Origin of the sequence: Ottowia sp. VDI28 (assembly GCF_049532675.1) — a bacterium.
Taxonomy (GTDB): domain Bacteria; phylum Pseudomonadota; class Gammaproteobacteria; order Burkholderiales; family Burkholderiaceae_C; genus Ottowia.
This window is the reverse complement of the sequence record NZ_CP149820.1, coordinates 1389469-1407746: the sequence shown is the minus strand read 5'-3', so window position 1 is coordinate 1407746 and position 18278 is coordinate 1389469. Positions and strand designations below refer to the sequence as shown.

Annotated in this window: 19 protein-coding genes and 1 pseudogene; 12 read left to right on the top strand and 8 right to left on the bottom strand. The window is 62.1% G+C overall.

All coding sequences use genetic code 11. The annotated features are described in order from the left end of the window. Positions 1-18: 18 nt before the first annotated feature. On the bottom strand, positions 19-1431 hold the full coding sequence (locus tag WJU18_RS06580) for a GntP family permease (protein WP_423459309.1): 1413 nt from the start codon (positions 1429-1431) through the stop codon (positions 19-21). Positions 1432-1526: 95 nt separating this feature from the next. On the opposite strand from WJU18_RS06580, the gene panC reads away from it, so the two are divergent. Both panC and WJU18_RS06570 read left to right on the top strand, forming a co-directional pair. After that, entirely contained in the window at positions 1527-2375 is an 849-nt protein-coding gene (gene panC, locus WJU18_RS06575) for a pantoate--beta-alanine ligase (RefSeq protein WP_423459308.1), read from the top strand. Between the two features lie 168 nt (positions 2376-2543). After that, positions 2544-3593, top strand: a complete 1050-nt coding sequence (locus WJU18_RS06570; RefSeq protein WP_423454084.1) for an IS110 family transposase — start codon at positions 2544-2546, stop codon at positions 3591-3593. A 458-nt stretch (positions 3594-4051) separates the two neighbouring features. Here the strand turns inward: WJU18_RS06570 and WJU18_RS06565 are convergent, their stop codons facing one another. From WJU18_RS06565 to WJU18_RS06550, 4 genes are all read right to left on the bottom strand, one after another. Next, positions 4052-5077 (bottom strand): NAD(P)H-dependent glycerol-3-phosphate dehydrogenase, encoded by a 1026-nt coding sequence (locus WJU18_RS06565; protein WP_423459307.1) that lies wholly within the window; start codon positions 5075-5077, stop codon positions 4052-4054. Positions 5078-5110: 33 nt separating this feature from the next. Further along, entirely contained in the window at positions 5111-5551 is a 441-nt protein-coding gene (gene secB / locus WJU18_RS06560) for a protein-export chaperone SecB (protein WP_423459306.1), read from the bottom strand. 162 nt (positions 5552-5713) lie between these two features. Continuing rightward, a complete protein-coding gene (gene grxC / locus WJU18_RS06555) occupies positions 5714-5974 on the bottom strand; it encodes a glutaredoxin 3 (protein ID WP_423459305.1) in 261 nt (86 codons plus the stop codon). Between the two features lie 116 nt (positions 5975-6090). Continuing rightward, positions 6091-6498 carry a rhodanese-like domain-containing protein gene (locus WJU18_RS06550; RefSeq protein ID WP_423459304.1) on the bottom strand — a complete coding sequence of 136 codons (408 nt, stop codon included), beginning with the start codon at positions 6496-6498 and terminating at the stop codon, positions 6091-6093. A 132-nt stretch (positions 6499-6630) separates the two neighbouring features. On the opposite strand from WJU18_RS06550, the gene gpmA reads away from it, so the two are divergent. From gpmA to WJU18_RS06530, 4 genes and pseudogenes are all read left to right on the top strand, one after another. After that, positions 6631-7374 carry a 2,3-diphosphoglycerate-dependent phosphoglycerate mutase gene (gpmA, locus tag WJU18_RS06545; protein ID WP_423459303.1) on the top strand — a complete coding sequence of 248 codons (744 nt, stop codon included), beginning with the start codon at positions 6631-6633 and terminating at the stop codon, positions 7372-7374. 126 nt (positions 7375-7500) lie between these two features. Continuing rightward, a pseudogene (locus WJU18_RS06540) lies at positions 7501-8939 on the top strand (S41 family peptidase). Positions 8940-9074: 135 nt separating this feature from the next. Then, positions 9075-9839: a HesA/MoeB/ThiF family protein gene (locus tag WJU18_RS06535; RefSeq protein WP_423459302.1), complete on the top strand. Its 765-nt coding sequence runs from the start codon at positions 9075-9077 to the stop codon at positions 9837-9839. A 191-nt stretch (positions 9840-10030) separates the two neighbouring features. After that, a complete protein-coding gene (locus WJU18_RS06530; RefSeq protein WP_423459301.1) occupies positions 10031-10420 on the top strand; it encodes a response regulator in 390 nt (129 codons plus the stop codon). Between the two features lie 82 nt (positions 10421-10502). Here WJU18_RS06530 and WJU18_RS06525 read toward each other — a convergent pair whose 3' ends face one another. Next, positions 10503-11135 carry a response regulator gene (locus WJU18_RS06525; RefSeq protein WP_423459300.1) on the bottom strand — a complete coding sequence of 211 codons (633 nt, stop codon included), beginning with the start codon at positions 11133-11135 and terminating at the stop codon, positions 10503-10505. Positions 11136-11278: 143 nt separating this feature from the next. On the opposite strand from WJU18_RS06525, the gene WJU18_RS06520 reads away from it, so the two are divergent. The 3 genes from WJU18_RS06520 to WJU18_RS06510 all read left to right on the top strand — a co-directional run bounded on the left by WJU18_RS06520 (position 11279) and on the right by WJU18_RS06510 (position 13617). After that, positions 11279-12745: a CHASE3 domain-containing protein gene (locus WJU18_RS06520; protein ID WP_423459299.1), complete on the top strand. Its 1467-nt coding sequence runs from the start codon at positions 11279-11281 to the stop codon at positions 12743-12745. 117 nt (positions 12746-12862) lie between these two features. Next, positions 12863-13246: a glycine zipper domain-containing protein gene (locus WJU18_RS06515; RefSeq protein WP_423459298.1), complete on the top strand. Its 384-nt coding sequence runs from the start codon at positions 12863-12865 to the stop codon at positions 13244-13246. A gap of 59 nt (positions 13247-13305) precedes the next feature. After that, positions 13306-13617 (top strand): BON domain-containing protein, encoded by a 312-nt coding sequence (locus tag WJU18_RS06510; RefSeq protein ID WP_423459297.1) that lies wholly within the window; start codon positions 13306-13308, stop codon positions 13615-13617. 28 nt (positions 13618-13645) lie between these two features. On the opposite strand, the gene WJU18_RS06505 is transcribed toward WJU18_RS06510, so the two are convergent. Both WJU18_RS06505 and WJU18_RS06500 read right to left on the bottom strand, forming a co-directional pair. Beyond that, positions 13646-13885: a hypothetical protein gene (locus tag WJU18_RS06505; RefSeq protein WP_423459296.1), complete on the bottom strand. Its 240-nt coding sequence runs from the start codon at positions 13883-13885 to the stop codon at positions 13646-13648. A gap of 2 nt (positions 13886-13887) precedes the next feature. Beyond that, positions 13888-14394 (bottom strand): TetR/AcrR family transcriptional regulator, encoded by a 507-nt coding sequence (locus WJU18_RS06500; protein ID WP_423459295.1) that lies wholly within the window; start codon positions 14392-14394, stop codon positions 13888-13890. Between the two features lie 282 nt (positions 14395-14676). Between WJU18_RS06500 and WJU18_RS06495 the strand changes: the two genes are divergently transcribed. From WJU18_RS06495 to WJU18_RS06485, 3 genes are all read left to right on the top strand, one after another. Further along, positions 14677-15921 carry a branched-chain amino acid ABC transporter substrate-binding protein gene (locus WJU18_RS06495; protein ID WP_423459294.1) on the top strand — a complete coding sequence of 415 codons (1245 nt, stop codon included), beginning with the start codon at positions 14677-14679 and terminating at the stop codon, positions 15919-15921. A gap of 104 nt (positions 15922-16025) precedes the next feature. After that, on the top strand, positions 16026-16973 hold the full coding sequence (locus WJU18_RS06490) for a branched-chain amino acid ABC transporter permease (protein WP_423459293.1): 948 nt from the start codon (positions 16026-16028) through the stop codon (positions 16971-16973). A 7-nt stretch (positions 16974-16980) separates the two neighbouring features. Continuing rightward, a complete protein-coding gene (locus tag WJU18_RS06485) occupies positions 16981-18276 on the top strand; it encodes a branched-chain amino acid ABC transporter permease (protein ID WP_423459292.1) in 1296 nt (431 codons plus the stop codon). The last annotated feature ends 2 nt before the right edge of the window (positions 18277-18278 follow it).

The window sequence follows — 18278 nt, the reverse complement described above, 5'->3', positions numbered from 1 at the left end:
GCTCCGCGGCCTTCTGAATCAAAAACTGCCGAAAACCGTTCCCAGGCCGATCACTGCCGCCAGGGCAATCAAAGGCACGACGATCGTCATGGCGCCGAGGTTGAGGTAGGACTCCTTGTGCGTCAGCTTGCAGATCGAGAGCAGCGTGATCACGGCGCCGCAGTGGGGCAGTGAATCGAACACGCCCGCCGACATCACCGCCACGCGGTGCAACAGATCAGGGCTGATGCCTGTTTCGCTGGCCATGCGCAGATAGTCCGCGCCCAGCGTCTGCAGGGCGATCGAGAGCCCGCCGGAGGAGGAGCCGGTAATGCCCGCCAGCACGTTCATGGCCACCGCCTCGGAAATCAGCGGATTGCTGGAGACGTTCAGCACCGCGTCGCGGATGATGGCAAAGCCCGCCAGGCCGGCGATGACCGCGCCATACCCCACCTCGGAAGCCGTGTTGAAAATCGGCAGCATGGAGCCCAATACACCCTTGTTGATGGTCTGCTGCAGATTCGCCCAGCGGCCGATGCCCACCACCAGCAGCACGATGATCGCGGTGGTCAGCGCGACGATCAATGCCCACATGCCCGCCTGCTTGGCCGGGTCCAATTGTGGGAAACGCCCCTTGAGGAAACCCCAATCCATGCCAGGAAAAATGCTGTAGGTGAACAGTGCGTTGATACCGATCACCAGCACAAGCGGCAGCAGCGCAAGCACCAGCGGCATGGTGCGGCTGGCGTCGCCGCTCATGTCGGCCTCTCCGACCATGCCGCGCGGGTCGTTGTCGATATCGTCGTGATCTCCGTACCCCTCGCCTGCGGTACGCGCTTTTTTCTCGCGCGAGCGCAGCCACAGCATGCCGAGCGCGAACATGATGAAGCCGCCAATCAAGCCCAGGCCCGGCGCCGAGAAGGTATTGGTGCCGAAATACGGAATCGGAAGAGCGTTCTGGATGGAAGGCGTGCCCGGCAGCGCCGTCATGGTGAAGGTGAACGAGCCGAGCGCAATGGCCGGCGCCACCAGGCGCTTGGGAATGTCAGCATCGCGGAACAGCGACTTGGCGATTGGGTAGATGGCAAAGGCCACCACGAAGAGCGACACGCCGCCGTAGGTCAGAATGCCGCAAGCCAGCACCACCGTCAAAATGGCATGCTTGCTGCCCAGTGTGTGCTCGATCCACCGGGCAATCGCAGTGGCGGCGCCGGAGTCGGCCATCATTTGGCCAAACAGCGCCCCCAGCAGAAAGATAGGGAAAAATGCGAGCACATAGTTACCCAATGCGCGCATGAAAGTGTCAGTGTAGATCGGCAACATCTGCGTGATCTCGCCCGACAGCAGCACCGCCAACGCTGCCATGATGGGAGCCAATAACAACACGGTGTAGCCGCGATAGGCCAGGAACATCAGCAGCAGCAGCGATAGGACAATGGCGAGAGTGCTCATGAGTAGCGGTTTCCTCCAGGCAAAAACTTATGATTGTCCGAAGGGATCCACACGCCTAGCTTACGAAAAACGTTTTAGAACTGATTTTTTTATTCATGCAAACCGTTCACTCCATCGCCGAGTTGCGCCATGCGCTGCGCCACACCACCCGCCCCGCTTTCGTGGCCACCATGGGCAACCTGCATGCCGGGCACCTGGCGCTGGTCGCGCAGGCCAAGCCGCTGGGTGACGCCACGGTGGCCAGCATCTTCGTCAACCGCCTGCAGTTTCTGCCGCACGAGGATTTCGACAGCTATCCGCGCACCTTTGAAGCCGACCGCGACAAGCTGGAAGCCGCCGGTTGCGACGTGCTTTTCGCGCCACGCGAACGCGATCTGTATCCCGAACCACAAACTTTCAAGGTGCAGCCGGATCCGGCATTGGCCGATCTGCTGGAGGGGGAATTCCGTCCGGGTTTCTTCACGGGGGTCGCCACCGTGGTGATGAAGCTGTTCATGGCCGTGTTTGCCGGCAAGGCGCAAGGCACGGCGGTCTTCGGCAAGAAGGATTACCAGCAACTGATGGTGATCCGCCGCATGGTGCAGCAGTTTGCCCTGCCGATCGACATCGCCGGGCATGAGACCGAGCGCGCCGACGACGGGCTGGCGCTGAGCTCCCGCAACGGCTATCTCAGCACCGAGGAGCGCAGCCACGCCCTGCAATTGGCGCAGGCGCTGCAGGCCCTGGCACGCGATGCGGCGGCGGCTTCACCGGCCCAACTGCCGACCCTGGAGTCGGCGGCCATGCAGGCGCTGGCAGCGCTCGGCTGGCAGCCTGATTACCTGACGGTGCGCAGGCGTGCCGATCTGCTGCCACCGCAGGCAGGTGACGGCGCAGGCCAGTTGGTGGCGCTGGGGGCAGCGCGGCTGGGGAGTACGCGGTTGATTGACAACTTGGAGTTTTGACAGGCAGCCCGCGCTCTTGGTGTGGAATGGCTGCTTTTTGACTCCACAGCCACCTCCTCCGTCATTCCCCCGCAGGCGAATACGAGGGGACTTCCCACTTACCAGGAACGGCGTCGAAGCGCCAAGATTGAGGTGCGAACGTCAATCTAAAGAGTAAGGAGAAGTCCCATGAGTGAGATTACACGAGTTGGAGTGGATCTGGCCAAGAACTTGATTCAAGTGCATGCGGTGGATGCTCAGGCAGGTGTGTTGGTGCGCCGAGCGCTAGCGCGGCGAGGTTTCCTGCCCTGGTGCGCGAAGTTGCCTGCCGGTTGTTTGGTGGTGATGGAGGCGTGTACTGGAGCGCATCACTGGGCACGCCGGCTCAGCCAGCTTGGTTTGCAGGTGCGCCTGATCGCGCCTCATCTAGTGGCGCCATACCGTTTGCAGGGCAAGAAAGGCAAGAATGACGCCAATGATGCTGCGGCGGTGTGCGAGGCTGCCAGCCGCCCGCAAATGCACTTTGTGCCGATCAAGACGACCGAGCAGCAAGCGATCCTGGGTGTACACACCCTGCGTCAAGGCTGGGAGAAAGACAGAACTGCGTGCATCAACCGTATTCGTGCACTGCTGGCCGAGTTTGGTCTGGTGTGTCCTGAAGGGGTGGGCAAGCTCAAGGAGCAGCTGACCCAGCTCAACGAGGATGCCAGCAACGAGATGCCCGCGCTGGTGAGATTAAGCATTGAGCGACTGCAAATGCAGTGGCGCCAGCTTGATCAGGACATTGGCTGGTGCGAGCAGCGCATTGCACAACACATCAAGCAAGACAGTCGAGCTCAGCAGGCTCAGCAGCTACTGGGTATTGGGCCTATAGGCGCTTCGGCGCTCGTGGCCAGCGTGGCCGACTTCAGTCAGTTCAAAACGGCTGCGCAGTTTGCTGCCTGGCTGGGGTTGACACCCTCGCAGCACTCCAGCGGTGGCAAGAGCCGCCTTGGCGGCATTACCAAGCAGGGAGATACGTATTTGCGGATGCTGCTGGTGCAGGGCGCCAAATCGGCCATTCACTGCAGCAAGCCACGCCAGGAGCGAGTGTGGCTGTGGGCGCAGCAGTTGCGTGAGCGCATGGGCTGGCAAAAGGCGGCTGTCGCGCTGGCAGCCAAGAACGCCCGCATTCTATGGGCGATGTTCACGCGAGGCCAGCCATTTGTGGCCAATCATGTGAGCGTCAAACCGACGTAGAAGTAGATCGACACATGTTTCGTTTATCAAAAAAATGATGTTTCAACAGGACGGCACTTCGCAGATCAATTGAACAGGTTAGACCGGCAGCGGATAAGCTCGATGGATTCCAGGTGGCCTGTTCAGGCCACGAAAGGCGAATGGGAGCCTCCGCTGAGCGGCTCGTATCTGGGTCCGACACCAAGCTCTTCGTAGCTCGTCAACAAGACCGTCAGTAGGTAGGCCGTCTTTCTTCGTTCAGTTCAGTGTCCTTGCAGTCAGCTCCGTAATAAACAACTAAACCATCAGAACCATCAGAAATAACAACCATATTCGCTTGACAACGTGGGATGCCCCAGTAGGAATCCAGTTCAACCTCTCCACCGCCCTCTGGATTCCCGCCTGCGCGGGAATGACGGGGATAGAGGTGTGGCCCGGAGCTTCTTTGGGTGCTCGCTCCGTCCAACAGCTTTTGCCCGCTAGAGTAACTCGCCCTTTGGATCGCGCCCCATCAGGGCGACCACAGCTTCGATCGGCTTGAGTTCACCGTTGAGTAGCGCCACCACGCTTTCGGTGATCGGCATTTCCACGCCCACGTGGCGCGCCCGCTCCAGCACCGTGCGGGCACAGTACACCCCTTCAGCCACGTGGCCCAGGGATTTGACGGCTTCTTCCAGTGTCTTGCCCTCGGCCAGCAGCAGGCCGACCCTGCGGTTGCGGCTGAGATCGCCGGTGGCGGTCAGTACCAGATCACCCAGGCCGGAAAGGCCCATGAAGGTCTCGGCGCGCCCGCCGAGGGCCTGGCCAAAACGGGACATTTCCGCGAGCCCGCGGGTGATGAGCGCAGCGCGCGCATTCAGCCCCAGGTTCATGCCGTCGGCCAGGCCGGTGGCGATTGCCAGCACGTTCTTGACCGCTCCGCCCACTTCGACGCCCGGCAGATCATCGTTGGCATAGACGCGCAGCGTGAGGCCGTGAAAAGCAGCCACCAGGGCATCGCGCACCCCCGCGTGACGGCTGGTGGCCACGAGCGCCGTGGGTTGACCGCGCGCCACTTCCTGCGCGAAGCTGGGTCCGCTGAGGGCGCCTGCCAGCAGCTCGGGCGCCGCCTGACGCTGCACCTCATGAGGCAGCAAGCCGAAAGGGCGCGCGGCTGCCGGGTCACGGGCGGGCTCGAACCCCTTGCAGAGCCAGGCAATGGGCGCGCTGCTGCCGCGCAAGATGGTAAGTATTTCGCGCAGTCCCGCCATGGGCGTCGCCACGACGACCAGATCGGCCCAGCCGCCCCCGGCGACCAACGTGGCAATGGGACCGCCACGCACCTTCAGCGCATGGGGCAGCGGAATACCCGGCAGATAACGCGCGTTCTGGCGCTCGGCCTGCAACGCCGCAGCCTGGACCTCGTCGCGCGCCCAGAGTTCGACGGCGTGCCCGGCTTGATTGCGGCAGGCACTCACGGCCAAGGCCGTACCAAAGGCGCCCGCGCCAATAACTACAATTTTCATAGTAGAGCGCGCCGCCGCCAAGGGGACGGACGGTTACTGAGTGACCGCGGGCGCTGCATTGGCACCCTGCTGCTGCTCGTACATGGACTGGAAGTTGATCTCGGCCAGATGCACGGGAGGGAAACCAGCACGGGTCACCAGATCGGCCACGTTGCCGCGCAGGTAGGGGTAGACGATCTGCGGGCAGGCGATGCCGACGATGGGGCCCATCTGGTCGTCTGGAATGCCGCGAATTTCGAAGATACCTGCTTGCTTGCACTCGGCCAGGAACACGGTCTTGTCCTGGATCTTGGTCTGCACGGTGGCCGTGACACAGATCTCGAAAATGCCTTCGGCCACGTTTTCGGCGTTGATGCCGAGGTTGATTTCCACGGCGGGCTGCTCGGTTTCCAGCAGAATGGCTGGCGAGTTGGGCTGCTCCAGCGAAGCCTCCTTGAGGTAGACGCGCTGGATGTTGAACACGGGATCAGCCATAAAAATTCTCGGTTGGAGTTTGCAAAAAATAGGTCGGGCCTTCGTGCCCGTCGTTCCCGCGCAGACGGGAATTCAGAGGGTCTTCGAAGGCTGCACTGGCTTCCCGCCTGCGCGGAAATGACGACACAAGCCCTGATTATCTCAGCAGGCCGTGACAGAAAGTCACTGTGCCGGTGTCAGCAGCGGATCGAGCCCGCCGCGCGCATCCAGCGCCACCAGATCATCGTGGCCGCCCACGTGGGTGCTGCCGATGAAGATCTGCGGCACCGTACGCCGGCCAGTCAACTCGGTCATCACGGCGCGCTGGGAGGGATCGAGATCGACGCGGATTTCCTCGATCTGGGCGCCTTTGGCCTTGAGAATCTGCTTGGCACGAATGCAATAAGGGCAGGTGCCCGTAGCGTACATCTTGACTGGTTGCATGGTTTTTCCTTTGTCGGGTGCTTGCGCGGCCGCCCATGACGCGCTCCACATGAGCGCGCAGACAAGCGCCGCACCGGCGAGGCGGAAGCCGCCGCGCCGGGAAGTGGGCGCGGACCTCACGCTTCTACCGGCAGGTTAGCGTCCCGCCAGGCTTTCAGCCCGCCGCCGAGCGATTGGGCCTGCTCATAGCCAAGTTTCTTCGCGATGCCGACGGCGCGGGCGGAGCGCACGCCCGAGGCGCACACCATGATGACCGGCACCGCCTTGTTCTTGACCACCTTGGGCAGCTTTTCTTCCAACTCAGCCATGGGAATGCTCTTGGCGCCCACGATGTGGCCGGCAGCGTACTCTGCGGCATCGCACACATCGATGACCACGGCCTTCTCGCGGTTCATCAGATGCACCGCCGCGGAAGGTGTCAGTGCGCCGGCGCTCCGGCCACCCGAGATAAGGGGCCACGCCAGCATGCCGCCAGAGGCGAGCGCCAGAAGTATCAGCGCCCAGTTCGCCATCACGAAATTCACTTGCCTGTTCCTTAAAAATCGAGGTGCAGAAATCCTGCGGAAAATCCGGCCAAAACTACGGCCCACTGACGAGATTCTAGAATGTTGGGTTCATCCCGTTATTTTTCAGGCTGCGCGCCCATCCGTCCTCCCATGCACAAGCTCGTTCTGATCCGCCACGGCGAATCCACCTGGAATCTCGAAAACCGCTTCACCGGCTGGACCGACGTCGCGCTGACGCCCACCGGCGTGGAGCAGGCCAGGCAGGCCGGCCGGCTGCTCAAGGCGGAAGGCTACGAATTCGACGTGGCCTACACGAGCGTGCTCAAGCGTGCCATCCATACCCTGCATTACGCACTGGATGAGATGGACCGCATCTGGCTGCCCACCGTCAAGCACTGGCGCCTCAATGAGCGCCACTATGGCGCCCTGCAAGGATTGAACAAGGCCGACATGGCCAAGCAGTACGGAGACGAGCAGGTACTCGTCTGGCGGCGCAGCTACGACACGCCGCCCCCCGCCCTGGAGCCGACCGATCCCCGCAGCGAACGCGGCGATGTGCGCTATGGCAAGCTCAAGCCCGAGGAAATCCCGCTCACCGAGTGCCTGAAGGACACCGTGGCGCGCGTGCTGCCTTTCTGGAATGAATCCATGGCACCCGCCATTTCGGCCGGCAAGCGGCTGCTGGTGTCGGCCCACGGGAACTCGATCCGCGCACTCGTGAAATACCTGGACGGCATCTCCGAGACGGACATCGTCGGCCTGAACATCCCCAACGGCATTCCCCTGGTTTACGAGCTCGATGCCAACCTGAAACCGATCCGCCACTACTACCTGGGCGATGCGGAGGCCGCCGCCAAGGCCGCTGCCGCGGTCGCCAATCAGGGGAAAACCTGACCGATTCCCCTACCGTTCCGTAAAGCGCAAGAAAAGTACGGAACTTAGCGGCAGCCGGCACACCCGAATACCGGCGAGCATGTATATTGGAACGGGTATTGTGAGAAATCCTGGAACCGCTACGCCATGAGTCAAAAAGTCAAAATTGTCGGTTGGGTCGCTGCCGGGGCACTGGCGGGCGCAATGGCCACCGTCTCGCTGCAGACCGTGGCCCGCGGAGGGACGCTTTCGCCCCTGCCGCTGGAAGAGCTGCAGCAGTTGGCGGCAGTGTTCGGCATGATCAAGAGCGATTACGTCGAACCGGTGGATGAGAAAAAGCTCATCACCGACGCCATCTCCGGCATGGTTTCCAGCCTCGATCCGCATTCACAGTATTTCGACAAGAAGTCCTACAAGGAATTCCGCGAGGGCACCACGGGCCGCTTCGTCGGCGTGGGCATCGAGATCACCCAGGAAGATGGGTTGATCCGCATCGTCTCGCCCATTGAAGGCTCGCCAGCCGACCGCGCCGGCATCAAGCCAGGCGATCTGATCACCAAGATCGACGACACCGCGGTCAAGGGCCTGTCGATGAACGACGCCGTCAAGCGCATGCGCGGCGAGCCGGGCACAAAGGTTCTGCTCACGATCTTCCGCAAAGAGGAAAACCGCACCTTCCCGGTCACGATCACACGCGAGGAAATCCGTACCCAATCGGTCAAGGCCAAGGTGATCGAGCCTGGCTACGCCTGGCTGCGCCTGTCGCAATTCCAGGAGCGCACGGTCGATGACTTCGTCGCCAAGATGGAAGACATCTACAAGAAAGAGCCCAACCTGAAAGGCCTGGTGCTTGATCTGCGCAACGATCCGGGCGGCCTGCTCGACGCCGCGGTAGCCGTTTCGGCCGCATTCCTGCCCGAGAATGCCGTCGTGGTGTCCACCAACGGGCAGATCGAGGAAAGCAAGGCCGTCTTCAAGGCACGCCCCGAGGACTACCTGCGCCGCCGGTCCGCCGACCCGCTCAAGCGCCTGCCGGCCGCCCTGAAAACGGTGCCGATCGTGGTGCTGGTAAACGAAGGCTCCGCCTCTGCGAGCGAGATCGTCGCTGGCGCCCTGCAGGATCACAAGCGCGCCACGATCATGGGCGCCCAGACCTTCGGCAAGGGTTCGGTGCAGACCGTCCGTCCGCTGGGCCCCGACACCGCGTTGAAAATCACCACCGCCCGCTACTACACCCCCAGCGGCAAGACGATCCAGGCCAAGGGCATCGTGCCCGACATCATGGTCGACGACACCGCCGAGGAAGCCCCTTCGCCGTGCTGCGCACGCGCGAGGCGGACTTGCAGAAGCACTTGCTGGTGGGCGATCAGCCGGAAAAACCCGATCCTGCGCTGGAGAAAGAGCGCGAGGAAGCCCTCAAGAAGCTCGAAGAGGAAGCGCGCAAGCCCGCCTCCCAGCGCCGGCCGCCCGAATACGGCAGCGACAAGGATTTCCCGCTGCTGCAGGCTCTGGCCAAGCTGAAAGGCCAGCCGGTGAAGGTCAGCAAGACTTTGGTCGAGCGTAAGGAAGAACCAAAAACGGAATAATCCAGGCCCCTCTTGCGCTTCCGTCATTCCCGCGCAGGCGGGAATCCAGGGGGCCTTGAAGAGCTGCACTGGATTCCCGCCTGCGCGGGAATGACGAGAACCCTTTGAAGCCCCCTGGGGGAAGACGGCAATTCGATGGATGACCGGCAGTTGCTGCGCTATTCGCGCCATTTGCTCCTTGATGACCTGGGCATCGAGGGGCAGCAGAAGCTGCTGGATGCGCACGCCCTGATCCTGGGCGCGGGAGGCCTGGGGTCTCCAGTGGCGCTGTACCTGGCCAGTGCGGGTGTGGGCCGCCTGACCATCGTGGATGACGACACGGTCGATCTCACCAATCTGCAGCGCCAGATCATGCACACCGAGGCGCGTGTGGGTCAGGCCAAGGTCGATTCCGCCCGGCAGGCGATCGCCGCCATCAACCCGGATGTGATTGTCGACACGATCGCGGAACGCGTCGACGCCGAGCGCCTGACCTCCCTCATGGCGCATGCCGACATCGCCCTCGACTGCACCGACAACTTCGCCACTCGCCAGGCACTCAACCAGGCCTGCGTGGCCACAGGCAAACCGCTGGTCTCAGGCGCGGCCATCGGCTTCGACGGCCAGATATCGGTCTACGACCCGCGTGATGCTGCCTCGCCCTGCTATGCCTGCGTGTTCCCTCCGACGCAAGAGGTGGAAGAGGCCCGCTGCTCCACCATGGGCGTCTTCGCCCCTATTGTCGGCATGGTGGGCACCCTTCAGGCCGCCGAGGCCTTGAAGGTTCTTTGCGGCGTGGGCATCCCGCTGGTCAGCCGGCTGCTGCTCATTGATGCGCGTGGCGCGGAATTCAATGAAATGCGGCTGCAGCGCGACCCGGCATGCCCTGTGTGCGGGCACGGACCCTCGCGGAAAAACTGACAGGCTTGGCACCTTCGCCTAGAGGGGCGGAGGGAAATGTAAGCGCATTCCTACACGCGCAAGCAGTTGCTGCTGTCACGTGACGCGCGCTTGCTCCCGTACATTCAAAAGCAAGCCCTCTCGCCCTTCTTCCCGACTTCAATGCCGCCCAAGAACCCGAGTTTTTCGCAGGTCTTCCGCCTTTCTTCTCCATGCAAGTAGCTACCGTGCGCGCATACATAGTCGAAGACAACGCCACCATCCGAGAGAACCTGATCGGCACTCTCGAGGAATTGGCCTCTGTCGAAGCAGTTGGTTTTTCGGAAACGGAGAACCAGAGCGCGGAATGGCTACAGGCTCATCCCGGCGAATGGGATCTGGTGATCGTGGATCTGTTCCTGAAGCAAGGCAGCGGCTTGGGCGTGATTGAAGCTTGCCGCAGCCGCGCACCCCATCAGCGAGTTGTCGTGCTCACCAACTACGCCACCCCCGATATCCGCCGGCGCTGCCAGGAGCTTGGCGTGGACGCCGTGTTCGACAAGTCCACGGACATCGATGCGCTGATTGATTTCTGTGTGGGCCTGGAGGGTGCGAACGGATAAAGGGCTTGGAACGTGTTTACGATCTAAGCGCCTCCGAACAGCCACCTGTCCCGGAGACGACGCTATGAACAAGATATCGATTTCAATCAATCAACTTGTTCTTCAGCGCGTAATAGGTCAAATCGCTGTTGGAGTTCAATCCCATTTTTTCCATCAGCCGCGTACGATAGGTGCTGACGGTCTTGACGCTGAGGGAGAGCGATTCGGCGATATCACCGGCCGTTTCGCCTTTGGCCAGCTTCAGAAACACCTGGAACTCGCGCTCCGACAGCTGTTCATGCGGCGGTGCATCGGTCTTGCGATTGAGTTGCTGCGCCAGAAGCTCCGCCACCGTAGGTGTGATGTAGCGCTTGCCCAGTGCGATGGTGCGAATGGCCTCGACGATCTCCGAAGGCTCGCACTCCTTGTTCAGGTAGCCACTGGCGCCCTGGCGGATCAGGTTCATCGCATAGTGCTCTTCGGGATAACCGGAGAGAATCAGGATACCCACATCGGGCGCCTTGGCGCGAATCATGGCCAATGCATCGATGCCGCTTTGGCCGGGCATGGACAGATCCATCACCAGCACATCGAGCTCGGTGGTCCGCACCAGGTCGATGGCTTCGCGCCCGCTGGCCGCTTCCCCCGCCACGCGCAGATCTACGTGCTCGGAAAAGAACTGCTTGAGCCCGGAACGCACGATGGCGTGGTCATCCACAATACCTACTCTGATCACGGTATACCTCTCAGTCCCCCCAGCGCCGCAATCTGCCCAGCTTGCCCTCGAGGAGTAAGAAAGCTTGGGACAGCCCGGCATTTCCCTGGGCGGGTGTTGTTGATCAACTCTTGATATCCATCCATTCTAGTTCGCCGAGCGCCATGCACTCTCAAATATCCGACTCATCGATACGCCGGCGCTCCCTCAGCGCGCTACGGCTGGCCTTGATCATCGCGGCACTCTGCGCCCTGGCCATGGTTCTGGTCAACGAAAGCACGCACATGCGGGCAACCCAGGTCCTGCAGGAAGTCGAGCAGGCCAATCAGATGCGCACAACCATCAGCAGCCTCACGCGCGCCCTCACCGAAGCCGAGTCGAACCAAAGGGGTTACACCCTGACCGGTGACCGCCGCTACCTGGAGCCCTATGACAATGCCTTGAATGAAATCGTGCGCCTTCGCAAGACCCTGGAAACGCCACAGGCCACGTCGATGTTCAACCTGAGCACGCTCCTGAGCTTTCGCAGCTTCATGTCGGAGAAGATGTCCGAAATGGCGCTCACGGTGCGCATGCGCGAAGACAACCGGCCTGAAGTGGTGGATTTCGTGGTCACCAGCAACGTGGGCCTGGAGCAGATGGCGGCGTTTCGCGCGCAAAGCGATGAGTTGCTCAGCCAGGCCGACACCTACATCCAGGAAAGGCGCCAGGAACTGCAGCGCCTGCTAAATGTGTCGCGCCTTGGCCTGGTGGCAGGCGTGTTGGCGGCATTCGTGGCGTTCTTCCTGCACCTGAAGCAGACCCGCGCGATGCAGCGCGCGAGCGAAGCGCATCAAAACGCACTGGAAGCCGAGCGTGATGCGCTCGAGTCGCAGGTGCGCGAGCGCACCACCCGCCTGGCCGAACTGGCCACCCATTTGCAGCAGGCGGTGGAAGACGAGCGTGCACATCTCGCGCGCGAGTTGCACGATGAGCTGGGCGCCTTGCTCACAGCAGCGAAGCTCGATGTGGCCCGGCTGAAATCGCGCCTGCCGCCTGACGCCACTGACTTGGCTGAGCGGCTGAAGCATCTCACTGAAACACTGAATCAAGGTATCGCCCTCAAGCGCCGCATCATCGAGGACCTGCGCCCCTCCTCGCTTTCGAATCTGGGCCTCGTCGCCTCGCTGGAAATCCTCTGCCGCGAGTTCGCTGACCGATCCGGGCTTCACGTGCAGACCGCCTTGGAGCCCGTGGAACTGGATTCAGCCGCCGAGCTCACCATCTACCGCATGGTGCAAGAAGCGTTGACCAATATCGGAAAGTATGCCGAAGCCAAGAATATTCGCGTCGTGCTGAAGAACTATGTCTATCACGCGGAAGCTTCGATCACCGACGACGGCCGCGGCTTCGACCCCAGCGCGCTGCCGCAATCCTCGCACGGTCTCGTGGGCATGCGCCACCGGGTGGAAGCTGGTGGCGGCAGGCTGGACATCAACTCCGGGGCGGGCCGCGGCACGCGCATCACCGGCACGGTACCCCGGGGGCAGGCCCGTGCGCAAAGCCAATTGGCGACCGCCTCCGGCGCCATGTCGGTCAACTCCTACGCCCGCGAAACAACCTCGCCGACACCGGACACCGCTCGTGGCTGATCACTGCTGCGAGGATACGGTCCTAGACTAGGTCAACACCGCTCGAAACAGTTGGCCTTATCCGATGCTCGAGATAGGGCGGTAGCGGTTCTAGTCATTCTTGAAAGGATCCCTCACATGAGCAAGACCAGCCTCAGTTCGGTTGAAAAGATCGCCGACAGCGCTACCGCCGCCACGGACAAAGTGGCCGACAAGGCCGAGCGCACGGTCGATGCGGCACGTTCAGTTGCCAACGAGACGCTGGACAAGGCAGATGCGAAGGTTCGCACGCTGCGCGACGACATCAAGCCTGCGATCGACGCGATCTCCGCGCGGGTGCAGGATATGGCGCAACACGGCAAAGCAGCTGCGTCGGAAACCTCTGCGCAAGCACGCGACAAGTTCAACGAGGTCGCTGGCAAAACCAGTGCCTATGTCGCCGAGCAGCCGATGAAATCCATGGCCATTGCTGCTGCTGCAGGCGCGCTGCTTGCCATGCTGCTGGGCCGCCGCCGCCGTTGAGACCCCCATCGCGCACGTCAACCGCGCATCCATTCATCCAGAAGAAAAGGAAACCCATCATGAAAGCGATTCGTACGCTCGTCGTCGCCACCATGACCGGCCTCACGCTGGTCGCCACGGGCTGCTCCGTGTTCCGCGGACAGGAAACCGCAGGCGCCTACGTAGACGATGCATCCATCACGACCGCGGTGAAAGCCAAGTTCGTGGGCGACAAAACAGTGGACGCCGGAGCCATCAACGTTCAGACTCTCAACGGTGAGGTTTCGCTCGCAGGCTTTGCCAAGAGCGCCGAAGAAAAAGCCAGGGCCGGGCAGATTGCACGCGACGTCAAAGGCGTCAAGAGCGTGCGCAACAACCTTGTAGTGCGCTGAGTTCGGCATCGCTCCCGAGTAGAGGTGCCTACTCGTTCAGAGGCGCGATCGAGTCGAACTCCGCGGCCCAGGCGTAGAGCCCGAAGCAGGCAAACGCGAAGCGGCACACCTTCCGCGCATCTTTCTCAGTGAAAGGCCGGCCGCTGCGCACGCCATCGATGATGAAGCCCCGTAGCCCCGAAGTCATCAGCAGGATTTCGCTCTCACCAGTGCGGATGGCCTGGGGGTGGTAGCGCTGGACCTCTCGCAGCCACTCCCCGAAACGCACCCTCATCTCCTGCGCTCTAAGCGCGAACTCGGCCCGTATGCGCGGCGTGGCGCTTTCAGCTTCCGCAAAAAAGCCCGTGCCAGCGACAAATCCGCATCGACCCGGCGCAGGTAAGCGCGCAGCCCGCTGAGAAACTGCTCCGGAAGCGGCAAGGAAGGGTCCATGGCGCGCAGCATGTCGCGCAAGTGGGCTTTCGACAGCTTCTCGAACCCGTAGAGAAAGCACTCTTCTTTGTCCTTGAAGAGATCGTAGAACGTGGCGCGCGAGACGCCCGCGCCGGCAATGATGTCGGCCACGGTCGTCTCCGCGTAGCCCTTTTCAGCCACGACATGCGCCGTCGCCACGACGAGCCGCTTGCGCTGCTCCTGATCGACGATTTCACGCGGTAGCCCCGAGGTGCCCCGGGGCAGCTTCCGGCGCTCGGGCTCGGGCACGGTAGGGGCCATGGCAAGGCCCAGGCGATCGCTTGCCTCGAAGTCTTGTGCGCGGGTGTTCTTGGTAGGGGGCATGCGAGGCGAATGGAGAAGAACCTGGGCACGGGCAGAAAACCGTGAATAACACGCATCGTGCCAGAAAGTAACCAGGCCGGTGCCAGCATCTTCCCTCAGCTTCCTGTCCCCACCGCGCCGGCCTTCTTCCGGGTAACTCCCTATGAAACGGTGCCGCTCCTTGATGCCCTTTTTCCAAAAAAACATTTACATTCTTTTAAGAAGAACGCGCCGGAAACAAACGAATAACACCATGAACGGGCCCGGTGCCGCAGCGGTTTTTTTCGACCAGGAGACAAACAGATGAAATGGATGAATCAGCTTGCCATCGGTGCGGCGCTGGCGTGCGCAGGCACGGCCTTTGCCCAGTCCGCGGGCCCCTTGAAGGGCGAAGTCGTCAAGATCGCCTGGCTCGATCCGCTGTCGGGCTTGATGGCGGCGGTCGGTACGAACCAGCTCAAGACTTTCCAGTTCTTCGCCGAGGAGTTCAACAAGAAGAACGCGGCCGGTGTCAGGTTCGAGGTCATCCCCATCGACAACAAGCTGAGCCCGCAGGAAACCACAGCGGCGCTGCGCTCCGCCATGGACCGGGGCGCACGCTATGTGGCGCAAGGCAACGGCTCCGGCCCGGCGCTGGCCATCATCGACGCTCTGGAAAAGCACAATGCGCGCAACCCCGGCAAGGAGGTGCTCTACCTGAACTACGCCGCGGTCGACCCGGACCTCACGAACAGCAAGTGCAGCTACTGGCAATACCGCTTCGATGCCGACACCTCGATGAAGATGGAGGTGCTCACCGCCTTCATGAAAGACCAGCCGGACATCAAGAACGTCTACCTGCTTAACCAGAACTACTCGCACGGCCAGCAGGTTTCCACCTACGCCAAGGCCATGCTGTCGCGCAAGCGCCCCGACATCAAGATCGTGGGCGATGACCTGCATCCGCTGGCCCAGGTGCGCGATTTCGCGCCCTACGTCGCCAAGATGAAGCAGGCCGGCGCAGACACCATCATCACGGGCAACTGGGGGTCCGATCTGACCCTGCTCATCAAGGCCGCCAACGACGCCGGCCTGAACGCCAAGTTCTACACCTACTACGGCATCGTCAGCGGAACGCCCACCGCCATGGGCGCAGCCTCGGCCGGCAAGGTCTACATGGCGTCCTACGGCTACAACAACATGGAAGGTGTCATGCAGAAGTACACCGACCAGTTCAAGGCCAAGTTCAACGACGACCTCTATTCCACCAACATCTACTCGGTGTACATGGCGCTGTCCGAAACCTTCGCGAAGATCAAATCCACCGATCCCGCGAAAGTGGCCGCCGCGATGGAAGGCATGAAGTTCAAGAGCTTCAACGGCGAGGTCGAGTTGCGCAAGGCCGATCACCAGGCACAGCAGACGCTCTATATCTCGCGCTGGGAAAAGGCCGATGCCAAGCACCCGTACTCGCCCGAGAACACGGGCTACACCTTCGTGCCGGTAAAAACCTATGACCCCTACGTGGCCAGCACGCCGACTTCCTGCCAGATGAAGCGGCCGTCCTGACCGGGCGTGTCTTCGATCGGGTGCGCCTGCAGCCAGGTGCGCCCTCGGGTTGACCGGCTCCTGCGGGAGCTGGCGGATTTTCTTTGCTGAAAAATACCACCGACATGGAGTTTTTTGTCACCTCCCTGCTCAACGGCGTCAGCTATGGGCTGCTGCTGTTCATGCTGAGCTCCGGCCTGACGCTGATCTTCAGCATGATGGGCGTGCTCAATTTCGCGCATGCGAGCTTCTACATGCTGGGCGCCTATCTGGCCTACACGATCTCGGGGTTGGTCGGGTTCTGGCCGGCGCTGGTGCTGGCGCCGCTGCTCGTGGGCGGGTTGGGCGCCCTGTTCGAGCGGTACTGCCTGCGGCGCGTGCACAAGTTCGGCCACGTTCCCGAGCTGCTGATCACCTTCGGCCTGTCGTACCTGATTCTCGAGCTGGTGCAGTTGATCTGGGGGCGAGCCGCCGTCCCTTACGGCCTGCCCCCGCAGCTGCAGGGCTCGTTGTTCACGCTCTACGGCACCACCTTCCCGAAATCGCGCTCCTTCATCATGCTGGTGGCGCTGCTGATGCTGGTGTCGGTCTGGCTGCTGCTCACGCGCACGCGCATCGGCTTTGTCATCCAGGCCGCCCTGAAGCACCCGGAAATGACGGAAGCCTTGGGCCACAACGTGCCGCGTGTATTCATGCTGGTGTTCGGCGGCGGAGCCGCGCTGGCCGGCCTCGCCGGCGTGATCGGCGGCAACACCTACATGACCGAGCCGACCATGGCCGCATCAGTCGGCGCCATCGTGTTCGTGGTCGTGGTGGTCGGCGGCATGGGTTCTCTGGCGGGCGCCTTCCTGGCCTCTCTGCTGATCGGCATCGTGCAGACCTTCGCGGTGGCCATCGATTACTCGAGCGCCAGCGCGCTGCGGGCGATGGGGCTCGACATCACGCCGGAAACGGTGGGCTTTCCGCTGTTATCGCTCACACTGTCGCAGGTGGCGCCGATTTTGCCCTACCTGTTCCTGGTGCTGATCCTGATCTTCCGGCCCAAGGGCCTGCTCGGAACGCGGGAAGAGTGAAGCCGCCATGAACACCGCTTACCTTCCCTTGAAGTCCCCGAATCGCGCACGCTGGATCATCTGGTCCCTTTATGCGCTGATCCTGCTGGTGGCCCCCCTGATGTTCAGCAGCAGCCTGGCGATGACCATGCTGTCGCAGATGGGCTACGTGATCATCATCTGCCTCTCCTACAACATACTGCTGGGGCAAGGCGGGATGCTGAGCTTCGGCCACGCGGTCTACACGGGGCTGGGCGCCTTCATCGCCATCCACGCGCTGAACCTGATCGGCAAAGGCGCGCTGCCGCTGCCAGTGTCGCTGCTGCCCCTCGTCGGCGGCCTGGCGGGCATGTTCTTCGCTGCCCTCCTGGGGTATGTCACCACCAAGAAATCCGGCACGACCTTCGCCATGATCACGCTCGGCATCGGCGAGCTGGTGGCGTCCATGGCGCTGATGTTTCCCGGCTTCTTCGGAGGCGAAGGCGGCATTACGACCGACCGGATGGTGGGCAAGCCGTTCCTGGGCATCACCTTCGGGCCGCAGATCCAAGTCTATTATCTGATCGCCATCTATTGCTTCATCTGCACGGCGGCCATGTATGCCTTCACGCGTACGCCTCTGGGCCGCATGCTGAACGCGGTGCGGGACAATCCAGAGAGGGTGGAGTTCATCGGCTACGACACGCAGCGCGTGCGCTACCTGTCGTTCATCATCGCCGGCTTCTTCGCGGGCATCGGCGGCGGCCTCACGGTCATCAACTTCGAAATCATCACGGCAATGGACAGCGTCAGCAGCGTCCGCTCGGGTGGCTACCTGCTCTTCACTTTCCTGGGGGGTGCCACGTTCTTTTTCGGGCCTATCATCGGCGCGGTGCTGCTGGTGCTCGCCTCCGTGCTGCTGTCGGAACTCACCATTGCCTGGCTGCTCTACCTCGGCCTCGTGTTCCTGTTCATGGTGATGTATGCGCCCGGCGGCATCGCCAGCCTGATTATGATGAACGTACGCGTCGCGCGGTTCGGTCTGCTGCACAGGCTCTGGCTCTGCTATCTCGGGCTGGCCGTCGCGGCGCTGATGATGTTGATGGGTGGCGGTGCCATGATTGAAATGATCTACCACCTGCAGCTCAACGCGGCACTCGGGCCCGAGCTCAAGTTCGTGGGCATGACGCTGAATGCCAAGGCGCCCTCCTCCTGGATCGGCGCCGGGCTCCTGCTGCTGATCGGCCTGGGGCTGTTCGAGCTTGTACGGCGACGGTTCGTGCGCGTATGGGACCGCGTCCAGGCAGACATTGAAACGGAAATCAAGCGGAAGGAGGCGCTGTGAGC

What these genes read in the sequence shown, in the direction of transcription:
- WJU18_RS06580 (WP_423459309.1), bottom strand. Translation starts at nt 1,431, where the DNA reads ATGAGCACTCTCGCCATTGTCCTATCGCTGCTGCTGCTGATGTTCCTG.
- panC (WP_423459308.1), top strand. Translation starts at nt 1,527, where the DNA reads ATGCAAACCGTTCACTCCATCGCCGAGTTGCGCCATGCGCTGCGCCAC.
- WJU18_RS06570 (WP_423454084.1), top strand. Translation starts at nt 2,544, where the DNA reads ATGAGTGAGATTACACGAGTTGGAGTGGATCTGGCCAAGAACTTGATT.
- WJU18_RS06565 (WP_423459307.1), bottom strand. Translation starts at nt 5,077, where the DNA reads ATGAAAATTGTAGTTATTGGCGCGGGCGCCTTTGGTACGGCCTTGGCC.
- secB (WP_423459306.1), bottom strand. Translation starts at nt 5,551, where the DNA reads ATGGCTGATCCCGTGTTCAACATCCAGCGCGTCTACCTCAAGGAGGCT.
- grxC (WP_423459305.1), bottom strand. Translation starts at nt 5,974, where the DNA reads ATGCAACCAGTCAAGATGTACGCTACGGGCACCTGCCCTTATTGCATT.
- gpmA (WP_423459303.1), top strand. Translation starts at nt 6,631, where the DNA reads ATGCACAAGCTCGTTCTGATCCGCCACGGCGAATCCACCTGGAATCTC.
- WJU18_RS06535 (WP_423459302.1), top strand. Translation starts at nt 9,075, where the DNA reads ATGGATGACCGGCAGTTGCTGCGCTATTCGCGCCATTTGCTCCTTGAT.
- WJU18_RS06530 (WP_423459301.1), top strand. Translation starts at nt 10,031, where the DNA reads ATGCAAGTAGCTACCGTGCGCGCATACATAGTCGAAGACAACGCCACC.
- WJU18_RS06520 (WP_423459299.1), top strand. Translation starts at nt 11,279, where the DNA reads ATGCACTCTCAAATATCCGACTCATCGATACGCCGGCGCTCCCTCAGC.
- WJU18_RS06515 (WP_423459298.1), top strand. Translation starts at nt 12,863, where the DNA reads ATGAGCAAGACCAGCCTCAGTTCGGTTGAAAAGATCGCCGACAGCGCT.
- WJU18_RS06510 (WP_423459297.1), top strand. Translation starts at nt 13,306, where the DNA reads ATGAAAGCGATTCGTACGCTCGTCGTCGCCACCATGACCGGCCTCACG.
- WJU18_RS06500 (WP_423459295.1), bottom strand. Translation starts at nt 14,394, where the DNA reads ATGCCCCCTACCAAGAACACCCGCGCACAAGACTTCGAGGCAAGCGAT.
- WJU18_RS06495 (WP_423459294.1), top strand. Translation starts at nt 14,677, where the DNA reads ATGAAATGGATGAATCAGCTTGCCATCGGTGCGGCGCTGGCGTGCGCA.
- WJU18_RS06490 (WP_423459293.1), top strand. Translation starts at nt 16,026, where the DNA reads ATGGAGTTTTTTGTCACCTCCCTGCTCAACGGCGTCAGCTATGGGCTG.
- WJU18_RS06485 (WP_423459292.1), top strand. Translation starts at nt 16,981, where the DNA reads ATGAACACCGCTTACCTTCCCTTGAAGTCCCCGAATCGCGCACGCTGG.